Origin of the sequence: Paenibacillus sp. FSL H3-0457, assembly GCF_037981725.1 — a bacterium.
GTDB classification, from domain to species: domain Bacteria; phylum Bacillota; class Bacilli; order Paenibacillales; family Paenibacillaceae; genus Paenibacillus; species Paenibacillus amylolyticus.
On the sequence record NZ_CP150283.1, the window covers coordinates 4219523 to 4238293 of the forward strand.

16 protein-coding genes are annotated in these 18771 nt (G+C 44.8%); 2 read left to right on the top strand and 14 right to left on the bottom strand.

Features of this window, described 5'->3' with window-relative positions:
* The first annotated feature begins 1 nt into the window (after position 1).
* Together MHH25_RS18635 and MHH25_RS18640 are read left to right on the top strand one after the other, a co-directional pair.
* Positions 2–733, top strand: a complete 732-nt coding sequence (locus tag MHH25_RS18635; RefSeq protein WP_340017781.1) for an RNA pseudouridine synthase — start codon at positions 2–4, stop codon at positions 731–733.
* A gap of 192 nt (positions 734–925) precedes the next feature.
* Positions 926–1270, top strand: a complete 345-nt coding sequence (locus MHH25_RS18640; RefSeq protein WP_036613313.1) for an MGMT family protein — start codon at positions 926–928, stop codon at positions 1268–1270.
* Positions 1271–1376: 106 nt separating this feature from the next.
* Here MHH25_RS18640 and MHH25_RS18645 read toward each other — a convergent pair whose 3' ends face one another.
* From MHH25_RS18645 to MHH25_RS18710, 14 genes are all read right to left on the bottom strand, one after another.
* Complete coding sequence (locus MHH25_RS18645) at positions 1377–2888, bottom strand: DHA2 family efflux MFS transporter permease subunit (protein ID WP_340017782.1); 1512 nt, start codon at positions 2886–2888, stop codon at positions 1377–1379.
* Positions 2885–3331: a MarR family transcriptional regulator gene (locus MHH25_RS18650; protein ID WP_036613308.1), complete on the bottom strand. Its 447-nt coding sequence runs from the start codon at positions 3329–3331 to the stop codon at positions 2885–2887. Before MHH25_RS18650 ends, MHH25_RS18645 begins: the two co-directional genes overlap by 4 nt.
* A gap of 275 nt (positions 3332–3606) precedes the next feature.
* Positions 3607–4047 (bottom strand): MarR family transcriptional regulator, encoded by a 441-nt coding sequence (locus MHH25_RS18655; RefSeq protein WP_315371381.1) that lies wholly within the window; start codon positions 4045–4047, stop codon positions 3607–3609.
* A 228-nt stretch (positions 4048–4275) separates the two neighbouring features.
* Positions 4276–6738, bottom strand: a complete 2463-nt coding sequence (gene gyrA / locus MHH25_RS18660) for a DNA gyrase subunit A (RefSeq protein ID WP_047843513.1) — start codon at positions 6736–6738, stop codon at positions 4276–4278.
* Positions 6739–6750: 12 nt separating this feature from the next.
* Complete coding sequence (gene parE / locus MHH25_RS18665; protein WP_036613300.1) at positions 6751–8730, bottom strand: DNA topoisomerase IV subunit B; 1980 nt, start codon at positions 8728–8730, stop codon at positions 6751–6753.
* A gap of 76 nt (positions 8731–8806) precedes the next feature.
* Positions 8807–9796 (bottom strand): ABC transporter permease, encoded by a 990-nt coding sequence (locus MHH25_RS18670; RefSeq protein WP_036613298.1) that lies wholly within the window; start codon positions 9794–9796, stop codon positions 8807–8809.
* Positions 9789–10754, bottom strand: coding sequence for an ABC transporter ATP-binding protein (locus tag MHH25_RS18675; protein WP_036672918.1), 966 nt, complete (start codon positions 10752–10754; stop codon positions 9789–9791). The genes MHH25_RS18670 and MHH25_RS18675 overlap by 8 nt, the downstream gene beginning before the upstream one ends.
* Positions 10755–11627 (bottom strand): GDSL-type esterase/lipase family protein, encoded by an 873-nt coding sequence (locus MHH25_RS18680; RefSeq protein WP_305955651.1) that lies wholly within the window; start codon positions 11625–11627, stop codon positions 10755–10757.
* 292 nt (positions 11628–11919) lie between these two features.
* On the bottom strand, positions 11920–12714 hold the full coding sequence (locus MHH25_RS18685) for a CAP domain-containing protein (RefSeq protein ID WP_340017783.1): 795 nt from the start codon (positions 12712–12714) through the stop codon (positions 11920–11922).
* A gap of 316 nt (positions 12715–13030) precedes the next feature.
* Positions 13031–13489, bottom strand: a complete 459-nt coding sequence (locus tag MHH25_RS18690; RefSeq protein ID WP_036613284.1) for a GNAT family N-acetyltransferase — start codon at positions 13487–13489, stop codon at positions 13031–13033.
* The gene (gene purT, locus MHH25_RS18695; protein ID WP_036672920.1) at positions 13479–14666 is read right to left on the bottom strand and encodes a formate-dependent phosphoribosylglycinamide formyltransferase; all 1188 of its coding nucleotides are present in this window, start codon (positions 14664–14666) and stop codon (positions 13479–13481) included. The genes MHH25_RS18690 and purT overlap by 11 nt, the downstream gene beginning before the upstream one ends.
* Before the next feature lie 252 nt (positions 14667–14918).
* Positions 14919–15941 (bottom strand): NAD(P)/FAD-dependent oxidoreductase, encoded by a 1023-nt coding sequence (locus tag MHH25_RS18700; RefSeq protein WP_340017784.1) that lies wholly within the window; start codon positions 15939–15941, stop codon positions 14919–14921.
* 62 nt (positions 15942–16003) lie between these two features.
* Entirely contained in the window at positions 16004–16993 is a 990-nt protein-coding gene (locus MHH25_RS18705) for an ABC transporter substrate-binding protein (protein WP_340017785.1), read from the bottom strand.
* Between the two features lie 131 nt (positions 16994–17124).
* Positions 17125–18765: an AraC family transcriptional regulator gene (locus tag MHH25_RS18710; RefSeq protein WP_340017786.1), complete on the bottom strand. Its 1641-nt coding sequence runs from the start codon at positions 18763–18765 to the stop codon at positions 17125–17127.
* Positions 18766–18771: the final 6 nt, after the last annotated feature.

An 18771-nucleotide genomic window follows, 5' to 3' on the forward strand; every position in this document is an offset into this window, starting at 1 on the left:
CATGTCAGAACACCGGCATGATCACGATGCAATTCCGATTCTGTTCGAAGACAACCATCTGTTAGGCATTACGAAGCCGGTCAATGTACCTACCCAGGAAGATTCATCAGGTGATCCGGATTTGCTTACATTGCTGAAGCAGGATCTGAAAGAACGATACAACAAACCTGGCAATGTTTATCTCGGGTTAGTACACCGACTTGATCGTCCTGTTGGAGGGGCAATGATTTTTGCCAAGACTTCTAAAGCAGCTTCGAGATTGTCCGAGACTGTGCGGGGACGTCATTTTCGCAAAATATATGCGGCTGTTGTACATGGCAAGTTGCCTACACAGCAGGGAACGTTAAAACACACGCTCCTGAAAGATGCACGTACAAATACCGTTACTGTTGTACCTAAAGGTACGGCTGGCGGTAAGGATGCCGTTCTGGATTACCGTGTTATCGGTGAAACAGACCGTTACAGCCTCGTCCATATCGAACTGCACACCGGCAGATCTCATCAGATTCGGGTGCAAATGAAAGAAATCGGCTGTCCTCTGTACGGGGATCAGAAGTACGGCGCAAGCGTGAATAAACCCGGGCAACAGATTGCCCTATGGTCTGCGATTGCTGCTTTTCCTCATCCAGTTACTAAGGAAGAAGTTATTCTGCAATCTTTGCCTGCAAGAGAATTCCCCTGGGCAGAATGGCCAGACGCTGTGTACCAAAAAGCTTTTGGACAATCTCAATAAATACGTGTTCAAAAAGACTGGTTTTCAATACCGATAAGATGGGATCAAAAGCGTTTTATCGAACAACCTCTATAAGTGCACAGGATCAGGTTACATCTGTCCATACAACGTGTCGTTCAGATTCTGTATCTGAACGACACGTTTTCTTATATTTTCAGCTGTATACCTAAAATACAGAGAGGAGACATCATGATGACCCCGTTTACCAAACAAGTCGTTGCGATCATCGCGGCGATTCCCGAAGGTAAAGTGATGACTTACGGTCAGATTGCAGCCCATGCCGGGAGTCCAAGAGCCGCGAGACAAGTCGTACGTATTCTGCACTCGATGAGCCGCAAGGAACGTCTGCCCTGGCACCGTGTCGTCAATGCAAAAGGAGAAATCTCCATACCGGACGAACACTCGCGCATGATGCAGGAAACAGAACTGATTAGCGAAGGTGTGGAGTTTCAACTAAACGGAACCATTAATCTCAAACAGTTCGGTCATGAGCCCGATCCTGTATTTCTTATCGATCCAACGATCCAGCCCGAATAATAAAAGTACTCTCCTCCTATCGCGCACACCAAAAAAAGAGAACTCAGGCAGTTAGGGTTACCCCTTCGACTGCTAGAGTTCTCTTTTTGGTTTTATCTGATATTCGTTATGCTGTAGCCGTTGCTTTTTCCTGTTCTACAGTAACAGGCTCAACAGCTGGTTTTGTTTTCCGAATAAAGAACGCCATGATCAAAGCAACCACGGTCATTCCAGTAGCCACGATGAATGCATAGTTAACACCGTAAATCGTTGCATCTGCTGTAGCTGCTAACATCGCTGTCTTATTATTAGGGTCAACTTGGCCAGCAGCCACTGCATCCGCCAGATGTGTTTTGAGCTTACTACTCATGATAGTAACCAGAATGGCTGTACCGATCGCCCCGGCAACTGTACGCAATGTATTGGACATCGCAGTACCATGCGCGTTCAGACGTTGAGGCAGTTGATTCAGACCTGCTGTCTGGATTGGCATCATCAGCATCGACATACCGAACATACGAGCCGTGTAGATAAACATCATGTAGCCGTAGGTAGTATCGATTGCCAGACGACTCAGTCCAAAAGTTGTAATTGCCGTAATCGCAAGACCTGCAACCGAAAGCCAGCGTGCGCCCACTTTATCAAATATGCGACCTGTAATTGGGGACATAATCCCCATCAATATCGCACCGGGCATCATCAGAAGTCCTGATTCAATCGGTGAGAAATTACGAATATTTTGCAGGAAGATAGGAAGCAGGATCATACCTGCAAACATCGCCATGGTCACGAGCATGTTAATAATCGTTGTTAATGTATACATGTTGTATTTAAAAATACGGAACTCAAGGAGCGGATGATCTGTTGTCAGTTGACGAATAACGAACAGAATCAGGGATATCGCACCTACGACGAGACATCCAATGACAATTGCACTGCCCCATCCATCGGTACCCGCATCACTGAATCCGTAGAGCAAACTACCAAAACCAAGTGTAGATAAAATAACGCCTGGATAATCCAGTTTAGGTCTGGACTGACGTGTTACGTTTTTGACAAAAGCAATACCAATTGCCGTTGCAATAATAGAGAATGGCAAGATGATGTAGAACAACAATCTCCAGGAATAATGCTCAACCACATAACCTGAAAGTGTAGGCCCAATCGCAGGAGCCAGAATCATCGCAATCCCCATGGTTCCCATGGCCTGACCGCGTTTCTCAATCGGGAAGATGGTCAGGAATACAACGGTCATGAGAGGCATCAGGATACCTGCGCCTGCCGCTTGAATAACACGACCTACCATCAGAATAGTGAAGGTTGGACTAAGACCACAGACTAACGTTCCTATGGTAAATAGAGTCATGGCTGTAATGAAAATTTGACGCGTTGAAAATTTGGCAATCAGATATGCCGTAATTGGAATCAGCACACCGTTCACAAGCATATAACCCGTAGTTAACCATTGGGCTTTGTTTGGCCCGATGCCGAGGTCATCCATGATTTTAGGAAGCGCTACGTTCATCAGGGTTTGGTTCAGGAATGCCACAAAGGCACCAATTAACAATGCCGCTACAATAGGGCCTTTCTTGATGTTGTCCATCGCTGAGGATGGAGCTGCAGCAGTAGTCGTACTCATATGTTGTTCATCTCTCTTCCTTCTAACTTTTCAATCATTTGACTATGAATTCTAAGTAGGTGCTCAAGGTCTTCCTTCGATATATCCAGAATGGGTGACACTCTTTCCATCCACAAATGGTGCGTTTCCTGTTGGGCCTGTTCCCCTTTATCCGTAATCTGAAGCTTAACGGATCGGCGGTCAGCATCCGAACGTGTCCGAACGATATACTCGCCTTTGACGAGCCGCTCCACAACAGCGCTCATGGAACTGCTGCCCATATGGCATAGCTCTGCCACTTCGTTGATGCCAATGGAAGGACGCTCCCTCAGGATGGATAACACCATAAACTGGATCGAAGTCAGCTCGATCTCCTTGTTTTCATTCCAAAATGCTCGAAAAAGCATTTGATTCACTTGGCGGAACGAATTAATAATATAGAATACTTCATACGTATCAGTCATTGTTTCACCCTTTTACTTTTGGAATATAATATTTCGTACACGAAATATCAGGGGAACAATTATTTATTATAACAAAAATATTTACATAGTCAACTCTTTACATATGAATTTACAAAAATAATATTAGGACATACTAACTGTGTTACATCCATGCCTTTACTCAACTAACCTGGACACAGTGTGTAGCATATGTAATTTGTAAATAAAATAACCATAGGGCTCCTGCATGAAACGAGCAGGCACTCCTATGGTTATTCATAAGAATCAGCATGGTATCATACCGAAGTAGATAAGGCAGGCTCTTTGGTCTTGGGTGTTGTCATTTTGCCTAACAGATATACCAGCAATTGTTGATTGTGCATCGAAATGTTACTGAGAACAGAGTTCATGAATTCATTACGGATGGTGATTCCCCGCGCTGTCTCCATTCTTCCTTTCTCTGATAGAGATACCCACACAATGCGTCGATCCTGATTATCCCGATTCCTGCGAATCAGATCATTTTTCTCCATTCGATCGAGCAGCATGGTTACAGCAGCTGGCGTAGTTGACAGATAAGGAATCAGATCCGAAGGTTTCATCTTCTGATGGTCTTCAAGTACCTCCAGAACAGCCAGCTGAGCCTCCGTTAATGAGGGTGCCAGCTCTTGATCCATATGCAATTTATAATCTTTGGTCAACCTGGACCAGCACTTGGCAAAATCGGAATTATACATCTTCCATCGCTCCTCTCTGCAACCGGTTATCACTTCACCTGCTTAAGTTTTCGCGCTCCAAAGCCGCATTCCTGCTGCCTTTTTTCAATTTCCTAGCGATCGACCGTAATCGACGAAGGTTGTTAAACTTCGCATGAATGCCCTCTTCTAATCCGCCTTTGAACAACAAAAAAAGACTCCTCGCATGACAGGATTAGCTGTTCTGCGAAAAGTCTCGTTTGTTTGTTTTTATGAAGATGATGCTGGTTGATTCTCATTGAAGTCCCTTAGAAGTTCAACGATCTCGTCCTGTTTGTCCACATGAACGATCAGCTTGCCAATATGTTTGCGCTCTGTAATCGGAACACCTTCCGAAGAGATCGGGAACACTTGGCCTTCTTTGGTCATTACAGTGATCTTACGTTGCTCTTTGCAATAAAACGCTCCAACAATACGGCTACCATTCGGTTTCACACGTTTGCCTTCTTTGAACTCGAATGTGGCAAGCCCCTTGCCTCCACGGCTCTGTATAGCGTAATCCAGAAGTAATGATCGTTTACCATATCCCAGATCGGACAACACGGCAACTTCACCTTCATCTCCTTCTACCCATAGAGCCGATACAACTTCATCTGTATCTCTTAACTGAATACCACGAACACCACCGGATACACGTCCCATTGGATTAACCTCATCCTCTCGGAAACGAATCGCCATGGCTTCTTTTGTAATCAACATAATATCTTGACCACCTGTACTTAAATGTACAGATAACACTTCATCGTCCTTGCCCACTTTACAAGCCGCAACTGCACCGGAACGCTTGGTAACGTAATCCTTCAGCTCCGTTCGTTTCACCTGTCCTCTTCGCGTAACGAAGACCAGACTGTGATTTGGCTCTTCAAAGGATTTCACAGCAAGCACACTTGCAATACGGTCATCTTTCGCAAGGGGAATGACATTCACAATGGCTGTGCCTGGATCTTTCCACTTGAATTCAGGTACCTGGTGAACAGGTAACAGGAAGTACTGACCTTTCCTCGTAAAGACAAGCAAGTTCTCAAGCGTATTTACTTCCAGAACCTGAGCGATATAATCGCCGTCTTTCACACCACTTCCGCTCCGTTCACCACCAGAACGTGTAAAGGACTGCATGCCTGTACGTTTCACATATCCCTCTTTGGATAACGTAACAAATACATCTTCCGCATTCACAAGTACTTCAAGATTAACCTTAAGTTCTTCCACTTCACCCTGGATCGCAGAACGACGGTCTATGCCGTATTTCTCACGAATCTCCATCAATTCCTTGCGGATGACTCCGATGAGCTTGCGGTCACTATCCAGAATGGATTGTAATTGTGCAATCTTTTTCATCAGTTCACCGAGTTCCTTCTCCAGAGAATTGATCTCCAGATTCGTCAAACGGTACAATTGCAACGTAAGGATGGAATCCGCTTGGCGTTCCGTGAATCCAAACATCCACATCAGGTTGTTTTGAGCATCTTGACGGTTCTTCGACGCTTTGATAGCCGCAATGACCTCGTCAAGGATGTTAAGTGCTTTTACCAAGCCCTCGAGCACATGCGCACGGTCTTGCGCCTTCTCCAGCTCAAACCGGGTACGGAAGGTTACAACCTCCCGCTGATGGGCAATGTAAGCCTCGAGGATCGATTTCAATCCTAATTGATGAGGTGCTTTATTCACAATCGCAACCATATTGAAATTATAGGTGACCTGCAGGTCGGTTTTCTTCAGCAAATAAGCCAAAATACCTTGTGCGTCCGCTTCTTTTTTCAACTCAACCACGATTCGCAGACCTTCACGTCCGCTCTCATCACGCACTTCGGCAATACCTTCAACCTTCTTCTCAAGTCGGATGTTCTCCATCGCTGTAACCAGACGAGATTTCACGACCTGATACGGAATTTCGGTAATAACGATCTGCTGTTTACCACCGCGCATGTTTTCAATCTCGGTTTTGGACCGGATATAGATCCGTCCCTTACCTGTGCGATAGGCATCCAGAATGCCGTCACCGCCCATAATCAATCCGCCTGTTGGAAAGTCAGGACCCTTCATAAACATCATGATTTCGTCCAGCTCAATCGACGGTTTCTCCATCACAGCGATCGAAGCATCAATGACTTCACGTAAATTGTGTGGAGGAATCTCCGTTGCAAATCCGGAGGAAATACCGCTGACACCATTAACCAGCAAGTTCGGATAACGGGATGGCAATACAACCGGTTCTTTGGCCGTATTATCAAAATTATCCTTAAACAGAACCGTCCGTTTCTCGATATCGCGAAGCATCTCCATCGCGATGGGCGACAAACGGGCCTCCGTATACCGCATCGCCGCTGCCGGGTCATCATCCTGTGATCCCCAGTTACCATGACCGTCCACGAGCATATGGCCCATTTTCCATGGCTGAGCCATCCGCACCATGCCCTCATAGATGGATGAGTCACCATGTGGATGATAATTACCCATTACGTCCCCAACGGTTTTGGCAGACTTGCGGTAAGTCTTGTCAGGCGTATTACCTGAATCGTACATGGCGTATAGAATACGCCGTTGTACTGGCTTCAACCCATCCCGGACATCCGGAATGGCTCGATCCTGAATAATATATTTGGAGTAGCGACCGAAACGGTCCCCAACGACCTCTTCGAGAAAGGCCGGCATAAATTGTTCTGATGGACTCATTCCAAGCACCTTCTATTCTTCGTACTCTGTAAAGTCGACGTTCTCTACGATCCAGCGTTTCCGCGGATCAACCTTATCACCCATGAGCGTAGATACACGACGTTCTGCTTTTGCTGCATCAACAATCTGTACCTTCAGCATCGCACGAGTTTCCGGATTCATTGTTGTCTCCCACAGTTGATCCGGATTCATCTCACCAAGACCTTTATAACGTTGAAGCTCAACATTATTACCGAATTCCTTCATATAATTGGCCAGTTCTTCATCCGTCCATGCATATCGAACACTCGCAAGCTTACCAGACTTACGAGTAAGTTTGTACAATGGCGGCTGAGCAATATATACTTTGCCTGCATCAATTAAAGGCTTCATATAACGATAAAAGAAGGTCAACAGCAGCACCTGAATATGTGCGCCGTCCGTATCCGCATCGGTCATAATGATAATTTTGGAATAATTGCTGTCTTCAACTGCAAATTCGGTTCCTATGCCCGCCCCGATCGCCGCTGTAATGGCGCGGTATTCTTCATTTTTGAGAATGTCGGCCAGCTTTGATTTTTCCGGATTGAGCGGTTTTCCCTTGAGCGGCAGAATAGCCTGAATCTTCGAGTCACGTCCCTGTTTGGCAGAACCACCTGCGGAATCCCCTTCGACAATAAATAACTCATTTCGGGTAAAATCCTTTGATTGCGCCGGCGTTAGTTTGCCGTTCAGGTTGGAACTTTCGCTACGTTTCTTGCCTGTGCGCATATCATCACGTGCTTTGCGGGCTGCTTCTCTGGCTCTGGAGGCTTGGACCGCTTTGCGAATTAACGTTTGCGCTACCTGCGGGTTTTCTTCCAGAAACCGTTGAATATTCTCGGACACGACCGAATCCACTGCACTTCGAGCGGAAGCGCTGCCGAGCTGATCCTTGGTCTGACCTACGAACTCAACCTCTGACATCTTGACACTGATGACGGCCATCATACCTTCACGCAAATCATTGCCTTCAAGGTTTTTATCTTTTTCCTTAATCATGCTGGTACGGCGCGCGTAGTCATTCATTACACGAGTATACGCAGCCCTGAATCCGGTCTCATGTGTACCGCCACCCCGAGTAGAGATCGAGTTCACGAACGAAGCCAGCGTTTCGGTATAACCCGCGTTATACTGGATTGCCACTTCGACTTCAATGTCATCCTTCTCCGCATAGAAGTGAATAACATCATGCAGCACATCTTTATTTTCGTTAAGAAAAGCAACAAACTGGCTTGCTCCACCTTCATACATGTATTCATCCTGATTGCCCGAACGTTCATCCTTGAGCACAATTCTCAGACCCGAATTCAGAAAAGCAATCTCCTGAAGACGTTCTGCCAATGTATCATAATTAAATTGAATACCGCTCTGGAACACCCGAATATCCGGTTTAAATGTAACTTTTGTACCTGTCCGATTGGTATTGCCCAACACTTCGAGACCGGAGACCGGTTCACCGACATGTTCAATCCCTTTTTTGTCCTTCCAATACTCGAATCGCTGACGATGAATCTTGCCATCACGGAAAATCTCGACTTCAAGCCACTCGGACAATGCGTTAGTAACTGACGCACCTACACCGTGCAAACCGCCTGATTTTTTGTATCCTGATCCACCGAACTTTCCGCCTGCGTGCAAAATCGTAAACACGACCTGGGGAGTAGGAATCCCTGTTTTATGTATACCTGTCGGAATTCCCCTTCCGTTATCCTGAACCGTAATAGAACCGTCCTTATGCAGCGTGATATCGATTTTGGAGCAGAATTTGGCGAGATGTTCGTCGACAGCGTTGTCGACAATTTCCCATACCAAATGATGTAAACCTGAAGTGCTGGTGCTACCGATGTACATCCCCGGCCGTTTCCGTACCGCTACCAACCCTTCAAGTACTTGAATGTCGTCCGCGTCGTAGCCTGAAGACCCCTGTCCTCCGCCTGTCGAACCTGCCGACATATCGATTTGCTCGACCATTCATGCTCCCCCTTCTTAACTTGCAACTAAAAAAATGCCTAAAATGCAAACAGATGTTTTCTTATCCTTGTCCATTTTAATTCAAGATATCCCGTTTCGTAAAGACAAGGAATGACACAATGAGTGAAGCAATGCCCCAAACACTAAGCACAATAAGGGAAAAACCTAAATTCATACCCTCGATTGGAGGTAACCCGCCAGACAAATAATTCGGAAGTTCGAGGTTAACCATGAACAAATACTTCGCGGTCTGCCAGGACGCTGCCATACTGGTCAAGATTGTTCCTGCAATCAAAGCGGCCATCATGATAACGATACTTGCAGCAGTACTGCGCACAAGCACAGATACCATAAATGCAAGCATAGCCACAATTACACTCACAAACCAGATCAGTCCTGCCTGCATTAGCATATACAGCCACTGGTCTACAGCATGCACTGCCGACATATCGACATCTGTTCCCACAACTTTGAATCCTGTGAAGATTGGCATGTTGAAGCCTTTATAACCAAAGACCGCACCCGATATGACATAACATATAATGTAGGCTGATACCACTATGATCGAAACAAACATAATCAGCGTAATTAATTTACTCAAAAGCACTTTCCAGCGTCTAACCGGACGCGTTAAAAGCATTTTAATCGTACCTGTCGTACGTTCACCAGAAACAAGATCTGAAGCAATAGCCATGATTAACAGTGGAATAAACAATCCAACCGCGTTGTTCATGAACTCCCGCGTAAAGGTGACACCGCCCGGTTCTTTGGGATTAATGTCATTCTCAAGATAATACTGCATCTGCTGGATATATACTGTTCTATATTTTTTGTACTCTTCAGGTACCCGATCGCTACCGAGCGAATTTTGATTGTCTGTGATGGCCTGTTGCAGTTCAAGACGCCAATCGCCGCCAAACTTGTCGCGATTATTCTCCGCAGATTTCATCTGGGCATACGTAAACATCGGTACGAGGACCGCAAGTACAATAAATATAATATAAAGCCGTTTTTTCTTCACCATCTTAATCGTTTCATTGCGGATCAGCGGCATGATATTACTCAATGGATTCACCTTCTGTCATTTTTAAGAATAGTTGTTCAAGCGTAGGCTGGATCCGCTGTACCCCTTCAACCTGTACACCAGCTTGAACCATCTGTTGCACCATATCAGGAATTCGATCTTCGTGCATCTCGGCAACCACAGCGTTGGGACCAAGGCCCGCAACAATGGTATCATCCATCACATCCGCAGGTCGACCTACCAGAGCAATGCCTGCATCCTGCAACATTTTTTTGCCTTGCTCCAGTGGTGAAACATGCCATATAGCCAACTTCGAATGATCTTCAATCAGTTCGCTTACACCTCCAACAGCAAGCACACGCCCAGCACTGATAATGGCTACTCTGTCACAGAGAAGCTGGATCTCACTTAACAAGTGACTGCTGACAAATACAGCCATACCTTCGCTGGCAAGTTGCTTAATAAAGACACGAAGTTCCTTAATGCCTTTTGGATCAAGACCATTTGTCGGTTCATCCAGAATAAGCAGACGCGGTCGCCCAAGCAGCGCTTGTGCAATACCGAGCCGTTGACGCATACCCAATGAGTACGTTCTGACTTTATCGTGAATCCGCTGATCCAGACGCACAATATCTACAACTTCCTGAATTCGTTCATTGTCCACACCTGGTTGCATGCGAGCGAAATGCTCCAGGTTCTCCCACCCTGTCAGATATGTATATACCTCCGGATTTTCAACAATGGAGCCTACATACTTCAAAGCACGCTCAGGGTCCCGATTCACATCATAACCACAAACTTTAATTTTTCCTTCTGTTGGTTTGATCAGATCGACCAGCATCCGTATCGTAGTTGTTTTGCCGGCACCGTTGGGACCGAGAAATCCGAAGATTTCACCAGGTTTTACGTCAAATGTAACGTCCTTAATGATCCATTTGCGTCCGATCCGCTTTTTCAGATTCTGTACGGATAGGACGGAATCATACAGTTGCTCTGCCATTTAATTTCCGCTCCCTTCTGCCGGTGTATCTGCCTGGAATTCCTGTGCAATCCGAACTGCAATTTGCTCATAACCTTGTCCGTTGGGATGGAAATGATCTGACGAGAGATACTCCCCCAGATGATTTTCAAACAAATCGAATGTAGGGACCAGTGTCATCTTGTCCTCATTGTTCAAAATAGCCAGTGCAGCATCGTTCCATGCAGCTACCACTGCATTACCTGGCTTCTCCAGTTCCTTCACATCGCCAAATGGATTGTACAACCCTATGTACGCAATCTGCGCATCGGGATTAATTTCTTTTACTTTCTTCAATATCTCTTGAAGGCGCTTCGACGTTTCCGGCAAAGCCGCTGCCAGCTGCTCTGCTGTTGGCGGATCTTCCCCCTGTAGAACTTGTCCTCCCTGGAACAAATCATTTGCGCCGATCGAGAGCAAGATAAAATTGGATTGTTGTAAGACGTAACGTACGCCTTGCTCATCGAGTTTTTCCAATAAAGCATCTGTTCTCAAACCGTTTACACCCAGATTATTAAGAACCTGAACGTCATATCCTTTATCTTTAAGCAGATTCCCTGCACGTCTCACAAAACCGAGTCCTTCATCATCGCCCGTGCCTCTTGCCAGAGAATCACCGATGACGGCCATCCGAATCTTGCCATCTTCCACGACAGCCGGTTCCCCCTCGATATCCTTAGATGGAGCAGTTGCCTCCTGGCCTGTAGTTAATGCGGAATCTCCCTCGGGGAAAATCACGTCTTTTATGGCGTAACCAAATCCAAATAACAACAACAAAGTTGCCAAGATGGATACTGTACTGACAGTTCTCCAGATCCATGGTGCTGAATCCAGGCTTTTTTTCTTTTTCATCATCACATCTCCACTCATGTACACCAGTCCGGGTGCTTTATAATTTATAATGACTTTACATTAAGGCGTGTCTGAAAATCCGCTTACTTCGGAGTTTTCAGACACGCCTTAATGATGCTATTCCTAAATAACATAAATGTTCTGTCGTTAATTTGCAAACTTTGGCGCTGCATTCGCAGAATTCATTTTTTATATGTCATTTTACGGAAAAAAGGTTATGCCATACACAGATTTGAACTGTGTACTGGCATAACCTTGTGGAAAAGAAAATCATACTTTCTTCATTATAAATCGATTACTTACCGATAAACTCTTGTGCCCAGTATCCGTTGTAGAAACCTACTCCGATATGCGTAAAGTTTTTGCTCAGAATATTGGCACGGTGACCTTCACTATTCATCCAAGCTGTAACAACTTCCTGTGGTGTTTTTTGTCCTTGGGCAATGTTCTCACCTGCATAGCTGTAAGTTACTCCGAATTGTTTCATCATATCAAACGGAGAACCATACGTAGGTGACTGGTGATCAAAATAGTTATTGTTACTCATATCTTTTACTTTAGCAACAGCTACTTTGTCCAGAAGTGCATCTGAAGTCAGAGCGTTCAGACCTGCTTTAGCACGCTCAGCGTTCACAAGTTTTACAACTTGAGTAGCAAAGTCGGATTGTGTGCTTTCGCTACCATTATTACTTGTATTGTTACCTGTGTTACCTGTGTTACCTGTGTTACCCGTGTTTGAAGGATCTTTAGCCGGTGTAGTTTCCGGTTTTTCTTCTTGAACTGGTTGTGTTGGTTTAGTCGGTTGCTCAGGCTTAGTTGTAGGCTCAGCAGGTTTTGTTGTTGGTTGAGTTGGTTTTGTTGTCGGCTCAGCAGGTTTCTCTACAATTTGCCCCTCGGATACGGTGTATCCATTTTGTTTGAGCCATTTCTCAATATAAGCTTTCAAGCTGTCTGTACTTGTAATTTTGTACGTTGTGATAGTCTTATATGTTGAATCTGCAGCAGACGCGGAAGCAGGAAGCATTACCCCTACGGCCAGTACGGCTGTCAGACTACTCGTTACGACAGTTTTCATCCATTTCTTTTTCAAATTCATTCATCTCCTCAAGATTAGTTATTACAACTTTGTAATTAATACTCTAGCAGTATATCAATTCGACAGGAGATTGTGAACCTATAAAATATGGAAAAGTAACTTTTTTGTCATTTTTTAGAGTGTTACAGATTTGTCTGAGGGCTTATCCTGTAAGGCTCTACTCCCGTTGACAAAATCATAAAAAAAAGACATTCGGACTAAAAATGCTAGTCGAATGTCGCTTCACCATCTATTTATCATTCACCACACAAGAATGTGCAGATCAGGATATCATGAGAATTTCCATGCAATAGAAGAAACTTTATTTGTACTATAGAAGAACTTTACTGAACCGATACCCTCTCTTCTGAAAACCAATGTGCTCATAAAAAGAGTACGTTGTTGAAGTCACTTCACGGTTTGCACCCGTGACAAACAGTTGTTTACCACCTTGCTGTCTGCCCCAATCTTCGGCACGAGCCATCAGACGACGGGCAATCCCACCACCACGATGTTCTTGACCTACAATCAGGGAAGTAATTTGTGCGGCAGGTTCTGGATAGGCATGACTTTGCACACATTGCAAGCCAATCACACCAATAATTTGTTCATCCACTTCGGCAACAAGCATGCATGCGTTTGGATTGGTTTCCAAACATTCAATACGTTCTTTCATGACATTGGTTGTTGTCGGATAGCTGACCTCTCGCATCAGTCCCGTTACCGCTTCAGCATCTCGTAGTTCACACTCTCGGATCATCAGTACAGGGGCCTCAACATTATTGGACATGATTTACCTCCACTTTCAGCATATTAGCGGCTTGCACCGCTGTTTTACGAGCTTCTTCCACATCTTGACCAGCACTTAAGGCTACAGCCATTCGGCGTCCTACTTTGGTCTCAGGTTTGCCAAATACACGAATCTGAGTACGAGGAAGAGCCAGTGCTTCTTCAATCCCGCCTACAGTAAAGTCAGATGTTTCATCATTAGCCTTCAGCGTTGCTGAAGCTCCCGGTGTCAACAGATGTACACCTGTGACCGGAAAACCAAGAATTGCACGTACATGCAGCGCAAACTCGGAACTGTCTTGCGTCACCATTGTAACCATACCTGTGTCATGTGGACGAGGAGATACCTCGCTGAACACAACACCATCCGGGGTCAGGAACAACTCCACTCCAAACAGTCCATACCCGCCAAGTTCATCCGTGACGGATTTGGCAATATGACAAGCTTGCTGCCATTGCTCAGGAGTCATTGCATGAGGCTGCCAGGATTCGACATAATCCCCATCCTTCTGAATATGACCAATCGGAGGACAAAATACGGTGCCTGATACAGACCTAACGGTAAGTAATGTAATCTCACTGTCAAATTGCACAAAGCTCTCCACAATAACACGAACGGATTTGCCACGAGCCCCCGAAAGAGCAATGTTCCAGCAATCCTCCACGTCGCCCGGTGTTCGGCATACACTCTGCCCTTTGCCGGAAGAACTCATTAATGGTTTAATGACACAAGGTGTGCCAAGCTCACGTACGGCTTCCTGAAGTTGTTCCAGGTTGTCCGCAAAAAGGTAATCAGCTGTCGGAAGTTTCAATTGTTCGGCTGCAAGCCGACGGATGCCTTCGCGATCCATCGTTAGACGTGCAGCTCGGGCAGTAGGTACTACACAAAATCCCTCTTCCTCAAGCTCCAGTAAAGCTTCTGTTGCAATAGCTTCAATCTCAGGTACGATGTAATGAGGTTTTTCTTTACGGATCAATTGTTTCAAAGCTTCGGCATCCAGCATGTCGATGCAGTATGACCGGTGCGCGACCTGCATTGCAGGTGCGTTCTCATAACGATCAACAGCGATCGTCTCTACTCCCAGTCGTTGGGCCTCAATAACGACCTCTTTTCCCAATTCTCCACTGCCTAGTAGCAGCATTTTTTTGGCTTGAGCCGTAAAAGGAGCACCCCACATGTTCTTTCCAATCCTCCCAAAGAGAAATCTTCTATATCTGTCTCTCTATTTTCGGGGTTTTGGTTAAAGATTGCAAGAGTGCTCCCTATTTTTCTTGTGAATTTTACAAGATTTTTTGTGTTTTTTCGATCAAATTTTACAATTACTGCTCACAGATTCGATACTCCTTCCATTCCTCCCAAAATTAAGGAAATGTCAAAAGAGTAGATTTTAATATTCCAGTGATCATAAATTAGCAAACAAACCCCAAGTTTAGAACCTTGGGATTTGTTTGTTTTTTTCTCTGAAAATTTCATTATGGGAGGAGACGTACGCCATCATGGGAGCATCTGGAGTCAAGTATTTTTTCGCACTATTTACAGCTAAAATCGCATCGTTGAAGGCTCCGGCAATAAGTCTGACTTTGCTATCGTGAGTTGCACAATCCCCTGCAGCAAAAACACCCGGCAGACTCGTCTGTGCATGGTGACTCATTAGAACCATTCCATCGTCCATTTCTAAGCCACAACTGGCAAGATCACTTAAATTGCTTTTATATCCATGACTAACTACGACTTCATCCACATCTAACAATACATTTTCCTGACTCTCCATATGCGTAATTACAACCTGATGGATACGTTCACCATGATTATGAAGCCGTGTGATGCTATATGGTGTTCTGACATCCGTTACATTGTTCATCTCGCTAACATTGCGTTCCATTGCACGAAACTCATTTTTTCGGTGGACGACCACTAGGCTCCGTGCAAGTTGAGCAAGTTCAATTGCCCAATCTACTGCACTGTTGCCTCCTCCTGAAATGAGCACACGCTTCCCGGAAAAATGTTCTGGATTTTGCACGGTGTAATGAAGATTTTCATACTCACATTGAATCGGCTCCTGAAGCTCCAATTTCTGAATTTCTGCGATACCGCGGCCTACTGCGACAATAATTGTACGCGTATAGTGTATGTCGCCTTCAGCAGTATACAGAGCCAAAATCTCGTTGTCCAGTCGAGCGAACCGATCTACTTTGCAATTCAATTCAACCGTTGGATTAAAGGTATTCGCCTGCTGAACCAGATACTCAATCAACTTTGAACACTTCATTGGTGGCAGGCCACCCACATCCCAAATAGTTTTTTCAGAATAGGTATGCAGAAAACCACCAAGTTGGTCTTTGCCGTCAATGATCTTAACTCTCATATCACGCATCCCGGCATAAAAGGCCGCATATAATCCCGCCGGTCCGCCTCCGACGATGGTTACATCATAGATATCTTCTTCATTCATTTTAAACACACCTTGTTAATTTAGTTATGAATTCGAGATACATGTAACTTTACCCGTTTGCTTTATTTGTTTTTTGCTTCAAAAGCAGCAACAATATCATCAATGACATATTCATCGGCAAGTGGGGACATTCCCAGATTGAACCATTCCTTGCCACCCACCATATAGACGTGGTCCTGCTTGACTGCTTTCAGATTTTTCCATAACGATGAAGATAACATATCTTCAAATTTCTTTTTAATTTCCGGATTAGTCTCATCATCCAGCTGAACGATCAGATGATCTGCGTCGTATTCAGGCAGTACTTCCAAGGATACGGACATGGCAGTTTGATCTTTCGGGAAATTAGGAAGTGGATTCATTCCCAATCGTTTATGGACAAAGTTTCCTCGGTCAAGGTTCTCCCCATGAAGTACGATTTCTTTTTCCATCACTCTAATGTAGAGAACAGTCTCCTCACCAATCAGCTTATCCAATTTGGCAGCAGCTACCTTCTCCTTATCCACCAAATCCTGAATCACCTTTTCTGCCTGTTCTTCTTTGTCCAAAATTTTGGCCATATCCCGCAGTTCATCGCGCCAATCATCACGCTGTGGGAAAAGTACGGTAGGTGCAATCAGAGTAAGCTGATCATAGTCCTTTTTGGACCACCAGTCAGGGGCGATAATCAAATCCGGAGCTGCCTCCATGAGGGCTTCAAAGTTAGGCGTTCTTCCTATTCCCATTTTCATCGTGTTTGCGAATGGCTCTTGCAAGTAAGAAGGAAAATCCTCATGGTAGTTCTGTACAGCGATGGGTACGATGCCAAGTGAATATAAAAATTCTGGATATACAACGGACAAACCAACTATTTTTTGTGGGTTCACCGGAATTTCAACTTCTCCCATTTCCGTGTTCACTTTTTTCACCTGACTTGTTTCTGTTGTTGAAGAATTGGCGGTACCCGCTTCTTGTCCCTCGCTTGAGGATGCTTCATTGCCTGCTGCCCCACAAGCCGAAATAACAAGCATCAACATCATTGTGCATATTACGGTTAACCATCTGAATCTCATTCTCTATGTACCCCCTATATGGCATTTAGTTATGACAACGTCTAATTAATAATAATTATCATTATCATTTGATATAGGAGTAAGTATATTAAAATATGTTCAGGTATGATATTGACTATTCAGACTTTTTGCTATGGACGATCTTGCCATAACTTTAATATTTCATCCAACATAAGCTCATGGGTAAACGCAGTGTAGTCCAGCAGGACGCTCGACAAAAGCATATCCATTCTGCCATTCTGTACCGCTAACAACGCAAGCCATTCTTCAGACTTACGCACAGCAGACCATGTCTGCCTGGATGTCTCATCATCACCCACAATCAATAATATTCTTTCCACGTTGAGAACAGATAACTCCTTAATGGTTACTGTGCCCCGTTCCCAATAAGTCTCAACTCCTTCGGGACCCTCCATTTGCATATCAACGTAAAAAACGGAAGCAATGCTCCTTGGGCCTAACATCTGCAACGCTTCACCATGAACTTTGAGTACAACTAATCTGTCTTTTCGTATGAAATCCTCAAGCTGGTCCTTTATGGTCGTTGCCTTCTCTTCATATCTTTGAAGCCATACCTCTGCAATATCAGACCTGTCCAAAAAGCTTGCAACATATCTCAAATGCTCTCTCCAATCTCCTTTTTCCCACGGGAGGTCACACACAGGAGCAGTGGAATGAAGCTGTCTTTGCAAATCCTCAGACTCCGTCCCAACAGTAATAATATAATCAGGTTTAACTAATCGAAGCTGTTCCAGCCAGGTGGTCTCACTCTCTGCGAGTGGCATAACTTTGTCCGTTTCATATTTACGTCGGTAATAGTATGTCCACGGATGACTTGCCGGCGCGGCACAGGGAATGATCTGCAATGCAAGCAGTATACCAATGCTCACAGAATGAACTGCAGCAATTTTTTGTTTGCTATTACGTATAAACGCTGCTGGTGGAATGCCAGAGATTTGCTTGAATTTACGCCGGAAATACGTCTCATCCTGATAACCCACGTACGATGCCACATCCTTGAGTCGATAACTGTGATCATTTCTCATTAAGATCTGGGCTTGTTTAATTCGGTATAGCGTTAGATAGTCCACTGGACTGTAACCATACCTTTTCTTGAATAAACGCATGAAATGTCGAGGGCTGATTCGTGCCACATTTGCTAATTCCTCAATGGTTAATCTCTTCGAATAATTCTGCTCCATGTAGCCTTTGACATGTTCAATTGGTGAAGCCAGGTCCGTCTTTTCGGTAAAGGCCACGTCGTAAAACATGGTATACAACAGTTCCTGAAAACGAATCTGACCATAGTACCTTTGCAAACCATCCTTCTTCAACGTGTGGTGGTATATCATCTGACAGATCACACCAACAGCAACGGGTGAAGATGAGCTGACCTCGCCATTCACTTCATTACGTAAAAGTTGCTTCATCATTTCAAGGGCTGTTCCACCCTCCTGCTCCAGTGCGTACATGACATCAAAACTCATGTGATACACACCTCGTTCATCCAACGAATGTACATTTGCCTCAACCAGTTGCCCCGGGAAGCCTACATACAGTCCGCCCGCCTTTAATTCAATGAAACTGCCATCTATCTTTAACCACCCTTGCCCACTGGCTACAAATAATAACATGTATGTTTCAATGAAGTGTTTCCTCAGAAACCACTCCGTCGCAGGATCACTTGTATAATTCACGTGAAGGAGCCTAAAATTCATATGATCCAGGTGATCCAAATGCTTTGAATTTATTTCGTTGTTGTCCATCTGCATTGATCT

Coding starts and splice junctions, on each gene's coding strand:
- MHH25_RS18635 (WP_340017781.1), top strand. CDS start 2: ATGTCAGAACACCGGCATGATCACGATGCAATTCCGATTCTGTTCGAA.
- purT (WP_036672920.1), bottom strand. CDS start 14,666: ATGTGGGGTGCTCCTTTTACGGCTCAAGCCAAAAAAATGCTGCTACTA.
- MHH25_RS18655 (WP_315371381.1), bottom strand. CDS start 4,047: ATGTATAATTCCGATTTTGCCAAGTGCTGGTCCAGGTTGACCAAAGAT.
- MHH25_RS18700 (WP_340017784.1), bottom strand. CDS start 15,941: ATGAATGAAGAAGATATCTATGATGTAACCATCGTCGGAGGCGGACCG.
- MHH25_RS18640 (WP_036613313.1), top strand. CDS start 926: ATGACCCCGTTTACCAAACAAGTCGTTGCGATCATCGCGGCGATTCCC.
- MHH25_RS18680 (WP_305955651.1), bottom strand. CDS start 11,627: ATGATGAAAAAGAAAAAAAGCCTGGATTCAGCACCATGGATCTGGAGA.
- MHH25_RS18705 (WP_340017785.1), bottom strand. CDS start 16,993: ATGAGATTCAGATGGTTAACCGTAATATGCACAATGATGTTGATGCTT.
- parE (WP_036613300.1), bottom strand. CDS start 8,730: ATGGTCGAGCAAATCGATATGTCGGCAGGTTCGACAGGCGGAGGACAG.
- MHH25_RS18645 (WP_340017782.1), bottom strand. CDS start 2,888: ATGAGTACGACTACTGCTGCAGCTCCATCCTCAGCGATGGACAACATC.
- MHH25_RS18710 (WP_340017786.1), bottom strand. CDS start 18,765: ATGCAGATGGACAACAACGAAATAAATTCAAAGCATTTGGATCACCTG.
- MHH25_RS18690 (WP_036613284.1), bottom strand. CDS start 13,489: ATGTCCAATAATGTTGAGGCCCCTGTACTGATGATCCGAGAGTGTGAA.
- MHH25_RS18650 (WP_036613308.1), bottom strand. CDS start 3,331: ATGACTGATACGTATGAAGTATTCTATATTATTAATTCGTTCCGCCAA.
- MHH25_RS18675 (WP_036672918.1), bottom strand. CDS start 10,754: ATGGCAGAGCAACTGTATGATTCCGTCCTATCCGTACAGAATCTGAAA.
- gyrA (WP_047843513.1), bottom strand. CDS start 6,738: ATGAGTCCATCAGAACAATTTATGCCGGCCTTTCTCGAAGAGGTCGTT.